This window comes from Vibrio iocasae (assembly GCF_042245395.1).
Classification (GTDB): Bacteria; Pseudomonadota; Gammaproteobacteria; order Enterobacterales; family Vibrionaceae; genus Vibrio; species Vibrio iocasae.
Window position 1 is genome coordinate 3565534 of sequence record NZ_CP145311.1, and the last position, 12382, is coordinate 3577915.

6 protein-coding genes, 3 tRNA genes, 3 rRNA genes and 2 pseudogenes are annotated in these 12382 nt (G+C 46.5%); 2 read left to right on the forward strand and 12 right to left on the reverse strand.

The genetic code is table 11. The features are described 5' to 3' along the window. Positions 1-7 precede the first annotated feature (7 nt). Positions 8-184: a hypothetical protein gene (locus tag SNR28_RS26265; RefSeq protein ID WP_375751908.1), complete on the forward strand. Its 177-nt coding sequence runs from the start codon at positions 8-10 to the stop codon at positions 182-184. Here the strand turns inward: SNR28_RS26265 and SNR28_RS26270 are convergent. The 12 genes and pseudogenes from SNR28_RS26270 to trxA form a co-directional block, all read right to left on the reverse strand. Then, positions 171-261, reverse strand: a tRNA-Ser gene (locus tag SNR28_RS26270). The two genes, SNR28_RS26265 and SNR28_RS26270, sit on opposite strands and share 14 nt — an antisense overlap. Positions 262-365: 104 nt before the next feature. Then, a 5S ribosomal RNA gene (gene rrf, locus SNR28_RS26275) occupies positions 366-481 on the reverse strand. Positions 482-573: 92 nt separating this feature from the next. Further along, positions 574-3463: ribosomal RNA gene (locus tag SNR28_RS26280) — 23S ribosomal RNA — on the reverse strand. A gap of 299 nt (positions 3464-3762) precedes the next feature. Further along, positions 3763-3838: transfer RNA gene (locus tag SNR28_RS26285), tRNA-Ala, on the reverse strand. A 97-nt stretch (positions 3839-3935) separates the two neighbouring features. Then, a tRNA-Ile gene (locus tag SNR28_RS26290) sits at positions 3936-4012 on the reverse strand. A gap of 70 nt (positions 4013-4082) precedes the next feature. Beyond that, positions 4083-5634 (reverse strand): 16S ribosomal RNA (locus SNR28_RS26295). Together the 16S, 23S and 5S rRNA genes with 3 tRNA genes alongside form the textbook arrangement of a ribosomal RNA operon. 534 nt (positions 5635-6168) lie before the next feature. After that, positions 6169-6879 (reverse strand): NAD(P)H-flavin reductase, encoded by a 711-nt coding sequence (fre, locus tag SNR28_RS26300; protein WP_375751910.1) that lies wholly within the window; start codon positions 6877-6879, stop codon positions 6169-6171. 9 nt (positions 6880-6888) lie between these two features. Next, complete coding sequence (locus SNR28_RS26305; protein ID WP_375751911.1) at positions 6889-7158, reverse strand: 2Fe-2S iron-sulfur cluster-binding protein; 270 nt, start codon at positions 7156-7158, stop codon at positions 6889-6891. Continuing rightward, positions 7155-7562, reverse strand: a pseudogene (locus SNR28_RS26310) (3-octaprenyl-4-hydroxybenzoate carboxy-lyase); the annotation flags it as partial. The pseudogene SNR28_RS26310 and the gene SNR28_RS26305, both read right to left, overlap by 4 nt. A 74-nt stretch (positions 7563-7636) precedes the next feature. Continuing rightward, positions 7637-9014, reverse strand: a pseudogene (gene ubiD / locus SNR28_RS26315) (4-hydroxy-3-polyprenylbenzoate decarboxylase); the annotation flags it as partial. A 150-nt stretch (positions 9015-9164) separates the two neighbouring features. Next, positions 9165-10424, reverse strand: a complete 1260-nt coding sequence (rho, locus tag SNR28_RS26320) for a transcription termination factor Rho (RefSeq protein ID WP_277824874.1) — start codon at positions 10422-10424, stop codon at positions 9165-9167. A gap of 212 nt (positions 10425-10636) precedes the next feature. After that, a complete protein-coding gene (trxA, locus tag SNR28_RS26325) occupies positions 10637-10963 on the reverse strand; it encodes a thioredoxin TrxA (RefSeq protein WP_375751912.1) in 327 nt (108 codons plus the stop codon). A 111-nt stretch (positions 10964-11074) separates the two neighbouring features. Here trxA and rhlB point away from each other — a divergent pair, with 111 nt between their 5' ends. After that, positions 11075-12370 (forward strand): ATP-dependent RNA helicase RhlB, encoded by a 1296-nt coding sequence (gene rhlB, locus SNR28_RS26330; protein WP_375751914.1) that lies wholly within the window; start codon positions 11075-11077, stop codon positions 12368-12370. Positions 12371-12382 lie beyond the last annotated feature (12 nt).

Consider the following 12382-nt stretch of genomic DNA (forward strand, 5'->3'; position numbering starts at 1 on the left):
TATTTCTATGAAACTAGAAAACCAGAGTTCAATTTGGATAGAGGTTGAGATTGAAACAAAGCCTAAAAAAGCTGGAGAGTTGAGAGAGTTAATATATTGGTATGATCAGGGTTACTGTTTATCTGCAGAACAGCAAAAAGCCCAGTCTTTCGACTGGGCTTTCTTAATAGTGGCGGAGAGATAGGGATTTGAACCCTAGATACGCTATTAACGTATGCCGGTTTTCAAGACCGGTGCTTTCAACCACTCAGCCATCTCTCCACAAATTGTTCTAAAACTTAGTCTTACTTTAATATGCTAGGTTTTAGTTTTGCCTTCAGACATTCCTTAACAAAAAAGGGCAAAATCTGAAAACAAGGAAGCAAGCCTGGCGATGTCCTACTCTCACATGGGGAAGCCCCACACTACCATCGGCGCTATTGCGTTTCACTTCTGAGTTCGGCATGGAATCAGGTGGGTCCACAACGCTATGGTCGCCAAGCAAATTCTTTAATTCGGAAAACTGATGTTAATTAACTGTTCTATACACATTCAACGTTCTTATTCGAGTCCACAAAACCCTTTGGGTGTTGTATGGTTAAGCCTCACGGGCAATTAGTACAGGTTAGCTCAACGCCTCACAACGCTTACACACCCTGCCTATCAACGTCGTAGTCTACGACAACCCTTTAGGACACTTAAAGTGCCAGGGAGAACTCATCTCAAGGCTCGCTTCCCGCTTAGATGCTTTCAGCGGTTATCGATTCCGAACTTAGCTACCGGGCAATGCCATTGGCATGACAACCCGAACACCAGAGGTTCGTCCACTCCGGTCCTCTCGTACTAGGAGCAGCCCCTTTCAATTCTCCAACGCCCACGGCAGATAGGGACCGAACTGTCTCACGACGTTCTAAACCCAGCTCGCGTACCACTTTAAATGGCGAACAGCCATACCCTTGGGACCGACTTCAGCCCCAGGATGTGATGAGCCGACATCGAGGTGCCAAACACCGCCGTCGATATGAACTCTTGGGCGGTATCAGCCTGTTATCCCCGGAGTACCTTTTATCCGTTGAGCGATGGCCCTTCCATTCAGAACCACCGGATCACTATGACCTGCTTTCGCACCTGCTCGAATTGTCATTCTCGCAGTCAAGCGGGCTTATGCCATTGCACTAACCACACGATGTCCAACCGTGTTTAGCCCACCTTCGTGCTCCTCCGTTACTCTTTGGGAGGAGACCGCCCCAGTCAAACTACCCACCAGGCACTGTCCTCACCCCAGATAATGGGGCTAAGTTAGAACATCAAACATACAAGGGTGGTATTTCAAGGATGGCTCCATGCATACTGGCGTACACACTTCAAAGCCTCCCACCTATCCTACACATGTAGGCTCAATGTTCAGTGCCAAGCTGTAGTAAAGGTTCACGGGGTCTTTCCGTCTAGCCGCGGGTACACTGCATCTTCACAGCGATTTCAATTTCACTGAGTCTCGGGTGGAGACAGCGTGGCCATCATTACGCCATTCGTGCAGGTCGGAACTTACCCGACAAGGAATTTCGCTACCTTAGGACCGTTATAGTTACGGCCGCCGTTTACCGGGGCTTCGATCAAGAGCTTCGACCTAAGTCTAACCCCATCAATTAACCTTCCGGCACCGGGCAGGCGTCACACCGTATACGTCATCTTACGATTTTGCACAGTGCTGTGTTTTTAATAAACAGTTGCAGCCACCTGGTATCTGCGACTCTCGTCAGCTCCATCCGCAAGGGACTTCACCAATAAGAGCGTACCTTCTCCCGAAGTTACGGTACCATTTTGCCTAGTTCCTTCACCCGAGTTCTCTCAAGCGCCTTGGTATTCTCTACCCGACCACCTGTGTCGGTTTGGGGTACGATTCCTTACAATCTGAAGCTTAGAGGCTTTTCCTGGAAGCATGGCATCAATGACTTCACTACCGTAGTAGCTCGACATCGTGTCTCAGCCTTAAAAAGAGCCGGATTTACCTAACTCTTAAGCCTACGCACTTGAACCTGGACAACCGTCGCCAGGCCCACCTAGCCTTCTCCGTCCCCCCATCGCAATTGTAAGAAGTACGGGAATATTAACCCGTTTCCCATCGACTACGCCTTTCGGCCTCGCCTTAGGGGTCGACTTACCCTGCCCCGATTAACGTTGGACAGGAACCCTTGGTCTTCCGGCGTGGAGGTTTTTCACCCCCATTATCGTTACTCATGTCAGCATTCGCACTTCTGATACCTCCAGCAAACCTTACGATTCACCTTCAACGGCTTACAGAACGCTCCCCTACCCCGCAATCAAAGATTGCAGCCGCAGCTTCGGTTTATTACTTAGCCCCGTTACATCTTCCGCGCAGGCCGACTCGACTAGTGAGCTATTACGCTTTCTTTAAATGATGGCTGCTTCTAAGCCAACATCCTAGCTGTTTTAGCCTTCCCACATCGTTTCCCACTTAGTAATAATTTGGGACCTTAGCTGGCGGTCTGGGTTGTTTCCCTCTCCACGACGGACGTTAGCACCCGCCGTGTGTCTCCCGGATAGTACTTACTGGTATTCGGAGTTTGCAAAGGGTTGGTAAGTCGGGATGACCCCCTAGCCTTAACAGTGCTCTACCCCCAGTAGTATTCGTCCGAGGCGCTACCTAAATAGCTTTCGGGGAGAACCAGCTATCTCCAGGTTTGATTGGCCTTTCACCCCTAGCCACAAGTCATCCGCTAATTTTTCAACATTAGTCGGTTCGGTCCTCCAGTTGATGTTACTCAACCTTCAACCTGCCCATGGCTAGATCACCTGGTTTCGGGTCTATATCCAGAGACTGAACGCCCAGTTAAGACTCGGTTTCCCTACGGCTCCCCTAAACGGTTAACCTTGCCACTGAATATAAGTCGCTGACCCATTATACAAAAGGTACGCAGTCACCCCACAAAGGAGGCTCCTACTGCTTGTACGTACACGGTTTCAGGTTCTATTTCACTCCCCTCACAGGGGTTCTTTTCGCCTTTCCCTCACGGTACTGGTTCACTATCGGTCAGTCAGGAGTATTTAGCCTTGGAGGATGGTCCCCCCATATTCAGACAGGATATCACGTGTCCCGCCTTACTCGATTTCACTGAAAATGGTTTGTCGGTTACGGGGCTATCACCCTTTATTGCCATGCTTTCCAGCATGTTCACCTGAACCATTAAAAGCTTAAGGGCTAATCCAATTTCGCTCGCCGCTACTTTCGGAATCTCGGTTGATTTCTTTTCCTCGGGGTACTTAGATGTTTCAGTTCCCCCGGTTCGCCTCATTAACCTATGTATTCAGTTAATGATAATTGCTTATGCAATTGGGTTTCCCCATTCGGAAATCGTAGACTCAAGTGGCTTTTACTGCCTTATCTACGCTTATCGCAAGTTAATACGTCCTTCATCGCCTCTGACTGCCAAGGCATCCACCGTGTACGCTTAGTCACTTAACCATACAACCCCAAAGAGTTTCCAAGAAACCTTTAAGATTGTTTAATCAAACAACCAAAGTTGTCTGCAATTTTTATACATGATGCAGACTCGATTTTGCCGGACTCAAATTCCAAGAACACTTGAATGTGTGTTGGTACCTATATCTTTAAAAGACATAGGATTTGAGAACTTTTAATTGAATAACAACGCATATCCGAAGATATGGGGATTGTTGTTATTCGTCAGCTTTCCAAATTGTTAAAGAGCAAAGATTTCTTTCGAAACCATTTTTAAACACACTCGCAAGAATGCTTAAAGATGGTGGAGCTATGCGGGATCGAACCGCAGACCTCCTGCGTGCAAGGCAGGCGCTCTCCCAGCTGAGCTATAGCCCCATCTAGTGGTGTTGCTTATTTTGCTTTAGGCAAGGCATGAAGTGAGGAAGTGTAGTTCACTACACGACGAGCTTCATAACGCAGCATAAAGTAAAATTGGTGGGTCTGAGTGGACTTGAACCACCGACCTCTCGCTTATCAGGCGAACGCTCTAACCACCTGAGCTACAGACCCACGTTTGCTTCTTTACTTTCTAAACCTAATCAATCTGTGTGAACACTCATCAATGCACAATCTATATCGTTAAGGAGGTGATCCAGCCCCAGGTTCCCCTAGGGCTACCTTGTTACGACTTCACCCCAGTCATGAACCACAAAGTGGTAAGCGTCCCCCCGAAGGTTAAACTACCTACTTCTTTTGCAGCCCACTCCCATGGTGTGACGGGCGGTGTGTACAAGGCCCGGGAACGTATTCACCGTAGCATTCTGATCTACGATTACTAGCGATTCCGACTTCATGGAGTCGAGTTGCAGACTCCAATCCGGACTACGACGCACTTTTTGGGATTCGCTGACTCTCGCAAGCTAGCAGCCCTCTGTATGCGCCATTGTAGCACGTGTGTAGCCCTACTCGTAAGGGCCATGATGACTTGACGTCGTCCCCACCTTCCTCCGGTTTATCACCGGCAGTCTCCCCAAAGTTCCCACCCGAAGTGCTGGCAATTAAGGATAAGGGTTGCGCTCGTTGCGGGACTTAACCCAACATTTCACAACACGAGCTGACGACAGCCATGCAGCACCTGTCTTACAGTTCCCGAAGGCACACCTGCGTCTCCGCTGGCTTCTGTAGATGTCAAGAGTAGGTAAGGTTCTTCGCGTTGCATCGAATTAAACCACATGCTCCACCGCTTGTGCGGGCCCCCGTCAATTCATTTGAGTTTTAATCTTGCGACCGTACTCCCCAGGCGGTCTACTTAACGCGTTAGCTCCGAAAGCCACTCCTCAAGGGAACAACCTCCAAGTAGACATCGTTTACGGCGTGGACTACCAGGGTATCTAATCCTGTTTGCTCCCCACGCTTTCGCATCTGAGTGTCAGTATCTGTCCAGGGGGCCGCCTTCGCCACCGGTATTCCTTCAGATCTCTACGCATTTCACCGCTACACCTGAAATTCTACCCCCCTCTACAGTACTCTAGTTAACCAGTTTCAAATGGCCTTCCGAGGTTGAGCCCCGGGCTTTCACATCTGACTTAATTAACCACCTGCATGCGCTTTACGCCCAGTAATTCCGATTAACGCTCGCACCCTCCGTATTACCGCGGCTGCTGGCACGGAGTTAGCCGGTGCTTCTTCTGCAGCTAACGTCAAATGATGAGCGTATTAAACTCACCACCTTCCTCACTGCTGAAAGTGCTTTACAACCCGAAGGCCTTCTTCACACACGCGGCATGGCTGCATCAGGCTTGCGCCCATTGTGCAATATTCCCCACTGCTGCCTCCCGTAGGAGTCTGGACCGTGTCTCAGTTCCAGTGTGGCTGATCATCCTCTCAGACCAGCTAGAGATCGTCGCCTTGGTGAGCTCTTACCTCACCAACTAGCTAATCTCACTTAGGCGTATCCGATAGCGTGAGGCCCGAAGGTCCCCCACTTTGCTCCGAAGAGAGTATGCGGTATTAGCCATCGTTTCCAATGGTTATCCCCCTCTACCGGGCAACTTCCTAAGCATTACTCACCCGTCCGCCGCTCGACGCCCTTAACGTTCCCCGAAGGTTCAGTTAAGTCGTTTCCGCTCGACTTGCATGTGTTAGGCCTGCCGCCAGCGTTCAATCTGAGCCATGATCAAACTCTTCAATTAAAGTTTTTGTGGTCTTTCGACCGGCTCAATGAATACTGACTTCAAAACTACATAAGTAATTTCAAAGCTATTATCGTTCCAACAGAACGATAATGAATTGACTGTGCCGAATAACATAAAGTTATTTCGTTTGGTCACTCAGTTCATTGATAAATCTTTTAGATTATCATCAACGAGTGCCCACACAGATTGATAGGTTTAAATTGTTAAAGAGCAACTTCAACTAAAACTTTCAGTTTTAAGCCTTTCAGCTTTTCCGTTGAAGTGGGCGGCCATTTTAGCGAGATAACTGTCAGTGTCAAACACTTTTTTCAATTATTTTCTCATGACCAAATTTTCATTCCCTAGCGCCGAATCCCTTAACCTGTAAGGCCTCGCCGTTGGGAGTTGCGCATTATAGGGAGATTATTTTGTGACGCAACCCCTTTTTTAAATAAAATTGATTTTTTTATTTAAATGGCTATTTCTAAGCCAAAAATGACAAAGGAGGATATAAAAACCCTCCTTTTACTTACAATTATGTAACACCTAGTACTAAATGAAGGAGTAAGCATCTGCAAACATGTGGTCTCGCTTCGCTTCCCTCTCCTGACTAAACTGTTCTCTTGCAGCACCAGCCATTTCAAATCGGCCTGCTATATAGATGTCAAAGTCTGCCAAAGATTCAAAATCACCTTTCACAGCATTCAGAACATTGCCCACTTTACCACCCCACTCCTGAGGAGCGGACTCTACAACTGGAATAAACTCTATGTTGCGATGACTTGAAGCGATTTGGTTCATCTCTTCCAGAGCATATAACTGGCAGTCAGATTTAGCACCCCAGTATAGATAGATAGGATTGGGGATATTCTGACTAACGCAGTGATCCAGAATCGAGCGGACATAACTGAATCCCGTACCACCAGCAATGAGAAGTAGTGGACGTTCCGTCTCTTTTAACCAGGCATCACCATGAGGCGCATCAATCGCGACTTCCTTACCACTATCCAAAGCCGCTCTCATCATATCTACAACTTCTGAAGCGTATGCATTTTCTTCAGCAGCACCAATGTGTAGTTCCAGCTCTCCTTCATGGCGACATGGACTACTTGCGATAGAAAATGGCCTTTTATCTTTTTCACCCATCTCTACCATCAGATATTGGCCGGCTTTAAAGGTCACTGGCTGTTCCGGGTGCAACAGAATTTTGAATGTGTTGCATGCTAAAGGCTCAATAGACTTTACTGTACAATTTATTGTCATTTTGTCCTCTTACTCTTCAAAGGTAAGTTTTAAATTGGTTTCGGCATAAGCCTGACAGGGGAATATCCAACCTTCTTCTTTTTCCCGCTCTGTGAGCATAGGTTCAAGATGGTAAGAAACTTCCCCTTCTGTTTTTCGGCACAGGCACGCTGCACATGCGCCAACCTGACAGCGGTGTGGAAAGTTAATATTATTGTTGAGCGCTGCTTCCAGCACCGTCTGTCCCTGTTGAACCTCAAACTCAATATTGCCTGGGCTCAAAATTACTTTTGGGGTCATTGTCTTAATATACCCAGCTCATCCCAGATTGAATCGATTTTCGCCACAACCTCGGGATCTTTCTTTATTGGTTTACCCCATTCACGGGTAACCTCTTCTGGCAGTTTATTGGTAGCATCTAAACCTAACTTAGAACATCTGCCATTTTCTGCCTGAATCTGAACTGTATCACGCGAGGGATCCATGCGTGTAGTTACCGCCCAAATAACGTCGTTCCAGTCATGAACATTGACGTCTTCGTCGCAAAGGATCACAAACTTTGCATCGGTAAACTGTTCAAGGAACTTCCACACTCCAGTCAATACAGACTTACTCTGCTGAGGCTCAGTTTTATTAATAGATAAAACCGCAAAACGACCCGCAGTCGCTGAGGGTATCGCTATATCGATAATCTCAGGGAAAGTATCCTTTAACTGACTTATGTGCAGCTCGGTAATCTCGTCATTACTATGATCTAATAGCTCTGGGGCGGTCGCGTTCTCAGAATCCCACTTGATTGTTGCGTCCATCCCCATTTTTGAACCTAGCCCAACAACCGGAGAAGCAAAGTCCAGAGAATCAATCGGCGTGTTTTCTATCATTAATGTGTCACGAACGGGTTCCATGTTGTCACACATTGCTTTAATAACCTGGTCCCAATTGCGCGCATCGACACTCTCGTCGCATACAATCACATACTTGGTGTACATAAACTGTCGAAGGAACGACCATACTCCCATCATGACTCGTTTGGCATGACCGGGATATTGCTTTTTCATCGTAACGACAGCCATGCGGTACGAACACCCTTCAGGTGGCAAATAGAAGTCAATAATCTCTGGGAACTGCTTCTGCAGTATAGGCACAAACACTTCATTAAGCGCGACACCTAGTACAGCAGGCTCATCAGGCGGACGTCCTGTATAAGTGCTGTGATAGATCGGATTCTCTCGCATCGTTATATGCGTAATGGTAAATACCCGATGCTGTTCTACTTCGTTGTAGTAGCCAGTATGGTCTCCGTAAGGTCCCTCTTCTGCGAATTCATTCGGATCGATATAACCTTCCAGAACAATTTCCGCACTCCCAGGAACTTCCAGATTATTACTTACAGATTTAACGACCTCAGTTTTGCTTCCTCTTAGTAGGCCAGCAAATGCATACTCAGACAATGTATCCGGAACAGGCGTTACCGCACCCAGAATTGTGGCCGGATCAGCACCAAATGCGACGGATACAGGAAATGGTTCTCCCGGATGAGTTTCCATCCAATCCTGCAAATCCAGAGCACCACCTCGATGAGCGAGCCAACGCATAATAATTTTGTTTTTGCCTATCTTTTGCTGACGGTAGATGCCTAGATTCTGGCGATTCTTATTTGGACCTCTGGTAATGGTTAATCCCCAGGTAAGTAGCGGAGCAACATCTTCTGCCCAACAGCTCATTACCGGAATCTTATCCAGATCGACCTCATCTCCACTCAAAACGATCTGCTGACAAGGCGCCTTTCTAAGTTTCTTAGTCGGCATATTAAGAACCTGCTTAAACACCGGAATTTTATCCAGCGCATCTTTAAAGCCTTTTGGTGGCTCAGGCTCTTTTAGATAAGCCAACAATTTCCCGACCTCTCTAAGCTCAGAGACTTCTTTTCGTCCCATCCCCATCGCAACGCGCTCTGCTGTACCAAACAGATTCGTAAGTACAGGAAGATCGTAACCTATAGGGTTTTCAAACAATAACGCCGGACCACCAGCCCTTAAAGTTCGGTCACTGATCTCGGTCATTTCGTAGTGTGGGTCGACTGGGTGAGAAATTCGCTTTAGTAAGCCTTCTTTTTCCAGATGTTCGGTAAAGTCTCTCAGGTCCTTGAAGTTCATAACCTTTTGTTCGGAAAATTGAAATTAGTTCGATTATAACAAATTAATAACGTTTTCGGCTCGGTCGATACTCAAAAACTTAGAACATAAAAAAACGCCACTCTGGCAATCAGAGTGGCGTTTTCAGAATTTGCTTAAAATGCTTTAAGACTATTGTCTGCGCATTGCATCGAAGAACTCATCGTTAGTCTTCGTCATCGCAAGCTTATCGATCAGGAACTCCATCGCATCGATTTCACCCATTGGGTGAACAATCTTACGAAGAATCCACATCTTCTGAAGCTCTTCTGTCTTAGTCAGAAGCTCTTCACGACGAGTACCAGAACGGTTGAAGTCGATTGCCGGGAAGACACGCTTCTCTGCGATCTTACGGTTCAGGTGAATTTCCATGTTACCTGTACCTTTAAACTCTTCGTAGATAACTTCGTCCATCTTAGAACCAGTATCAACAAGCGCAGTCGCCAGAATTGTCAGGCTACCACCCTCTTCTACGTTACGAGCCGCACCGAAGAAACGCTTAGGACGATGTAGTGCATTAGCATCAACACCACCAGTAAGTACCTTACCTGATGAAGGAACAACGGTGTTGTACGCACGAGCAAGACGAGTAATAGAGTCAAGCAGGATAACAACGTCTTTCTTGTGTTCAACCAGACGCTTCGCTTTTTCGATGACCATTTCTGCAACCTGAACGTGGCGAGAAGCTGGCTCATCAAAGGTAGAAGCAACAACTTCACCCTTAACCAGACGCTGCATTTCTGTTACTTCTTCCGGACGTTCGTCGATAAGAAGTACCATTAGTTCACACTCTGGGTGGTTGTATGCGATGCTCTGTGCAATGTTCTGAAGAAGCATTGTCTTACCCGCTTTTGGCGGAGCAACAATCAGACCACGCTGACCTTTACCAATTGGTGATGCAAGGTCAAGAACTCGTGCCGTGATATCTTCTGTAGAACCGTTACCACGCTCCATAGTCATGCGTTCGTTTGCATGCAGAGGAGTTAAGTTCTCAAACAGAATCTTATTTCGTGCGTTGTCCGGCTTGTCGTCGTTAACCGTGTTAACTTTCAGAAGTGCAAAGTAACGTTCACCGTCTTTTGGTGGACGAATTTTACCAGCGATAGAGTCACCGGTACGTAGGTTAAAACGACGAATTTGGCTAGGAGAGACATAGATGTCGTCTGGACCAGCAAGGTAGGAACTATCCGCACTGCGAAGGAAACCGAAGCCGTCTTGAAGAATTTCCAGAACACCATCGCCAAAAATGTCCTCACCGCTTTTCGCGTGAGCTTTCAAGATTGAGAAGATGATATCTTGCTTTCTTAGACGAGCAAGGTTTTCCAGACCGAGGCTTTCACCAAGTTTAACAAGCTCAGAAACAGGCTTGTTCTTCAATTCAGTCAGATTCATAGTGGTGGTTACTTTAGCTTTAGTAGTCAAAATAGGATCTGTTTGTGTTAGTTAAGATTGTTTTCGGCCACAGGATTGACCAAGAAATGAACATTTGTTTATTTAACGTGCGATAAACTAGCACTAAAAGTAAGCGTAGTCTAGCTTTGTAAAAAACAAAACCGCGCATTTGTTAAGATGCACGGTTTATCGCTTACAAAATCTAACCCGAATTACAGGTTAGCGTCCAAAAACTCTTTTAGTTGAGTTTTAGACAGCGCACCAACCTTAGTTGCTGCCACACCACCATCTTTAAACAGAAGCAGTGTTGGGATACCACGAATACCAAACTTTGGTGGCGTTCCAGCATTTTGGTCAATGTTTAGTTTACCGATAGTGAGTTTGCCTTCGTATTCCTCTGCGATTTCGTCAAGAATAGGAGCAATCATCTTACAAGGACCGCACCACTCTGCCCAAAAATCTACTAATACCGGGCCTGCAGCTTTAATTACATCGCTTTCAAAACTTTCATCTGATAGCTGCAACATCTTATCACTCATCTTCCACTCCAATTTTATTTATGCTACTGGTTGGATGATAACCAGAAAATAGATTTCCTATTGAGCCTGAATTAACTTCGTAATGCAACCCTTACCTGATATTCTATAGCGATGAAAAAGACGCATATCACAGAGCAAAAATTCGCCGACTTGGATTTACATCCGCAAGTTATTGAAGGATTGGAGAAAAAAGGGTTTGAATACTGTACCCCTATCCAAGCCTTGGCGCTGCCGGTACTGCTCACCGGCCAAGATATTGCAGGCCAGGCCCAAACGGGTACTGGTAAAACCCTAGCGTTTCTTACTGCTACTTTTAACCATTTACTTAAAACTGATGCGATTGAAGACCGTAAGGTTACTCAGCCTAGAGCGATCATTATGGCTCCAACGCGTGAGCTTGCTATCCAGATCTATAATGATGCAGAACCATTAATTGCATCTACAGGCCTGAAAGCTGCACTTGCCTATGGTGGTGAGAGCTACGACAAGCAACTAGCCAAGTTGGAAAAAGGTGTTGATGTTCTTATCGGTACAACCGGACGTATCATCGACTTCTATAAGCAACGTGTCTTTAACCTGAACAGCATTCAGGCTGTGGTACTTGATGAAGCTGACCGCATGTTCGATCTTGGCTTTATTAAAGACATTCGCTTCTTGTTCCGTCGCATGCCTGAGCCGAAAGATCGCCTGAACATGCTTTTCTCTGCGACGCTTTCTTACCGTGTACAAGAGTTAGCATTTGAACATATGCATAACCCGGAACATGTGGTTGTTGAGCCAGAACAGAAGACAGGTCACCGAATTCAGGAAGAGCTATTCTACCCTTCTAATGAACATAAGATGTCTCTGCTACAGACTCTTATCGAAGAAGAATGGCCGGACCGCGCAATTATCTTTGCTAACACCAAATTCAAGTGCGACTCTATCTGGGGACACCTTGCTGCTGACGGTCACCGCGTAGGCCTACTAACTGGTGATGTACCACAGAAGAAACGTGAAAAGATTCTTGAGCAGTTCACCCGTGGTGAAGTCGATATTTTGGTTGCAACGGATGTTGCTGCTCGTGGTCTTCATATTCCAGCGGTAACGCACGTATATAACTACGACCTACCAGACGACTGCGAAGATTACGTTCACCGTATTGGCCGTACTGGCCGTGCAGGGGCAAGCGGTCACTCAATCAGTTTTGCTTGTGAAGATTACGCTATCAATCTTACTGCGATTGAAGAGTACATTGAGCACACAATTCCGGTATCCGATTATGACCCTAGTGCACTGATCGAAGATCTACCTGCACCAATCCGTATGCGTTCACGTAATTCTCAAAACCGTAGAACAAATACTGGTGGTTCATACAAAGGAAATCGCAACAAGCGCAACTCACGTCCGCGCCAGCCAAGAAAGTAGGAAAGAGTTTAA

Bases quoted from the DNA above. Each gene is read 5' to 3' on its own strand.
- SNR28_RS26265 (WP_375751908.1), top strand. From the start codon at position 8: ATGAAACTAGAAAACCAGAGTTCAATTTGGATAGAGGTTGAGATTGAA.
- trxA (WP_375751912.1), bottom strand. From the start codon at position 10,963: ATGAGTGATAAGATGTTGCAGCTATCAGATGAAAGTTTTGAAAGCGAT.
- fre (WP_375751910.1), bottom strand. From the start codon at position 6,879: ATGACAATAAATTGTACAGTAAAGTCTATTGAGCCTTTAGCATGCAAC.
- SNR28_RS26305 (WP_375751911.1), bottom strand. From the start codon at position 7,158: ATGACCCCAAAAGTAATTTTGAGCCCAGGCAATATTGAGTTTGAGGTT.
- rhlB (WP_375751914.1), top strand. From the start codon at position 11,075: ATGAAAAAGACGCATATCACAGAGCAAAAATTCGCCGACTTGGATTTA.
- rho (WP_277824874.1), bottom strand. From the start codon at position 10,424: ATGAATCTGACTGAATTGAAGAACAAGCCTGTTTCTGAGCTTGTTAAA.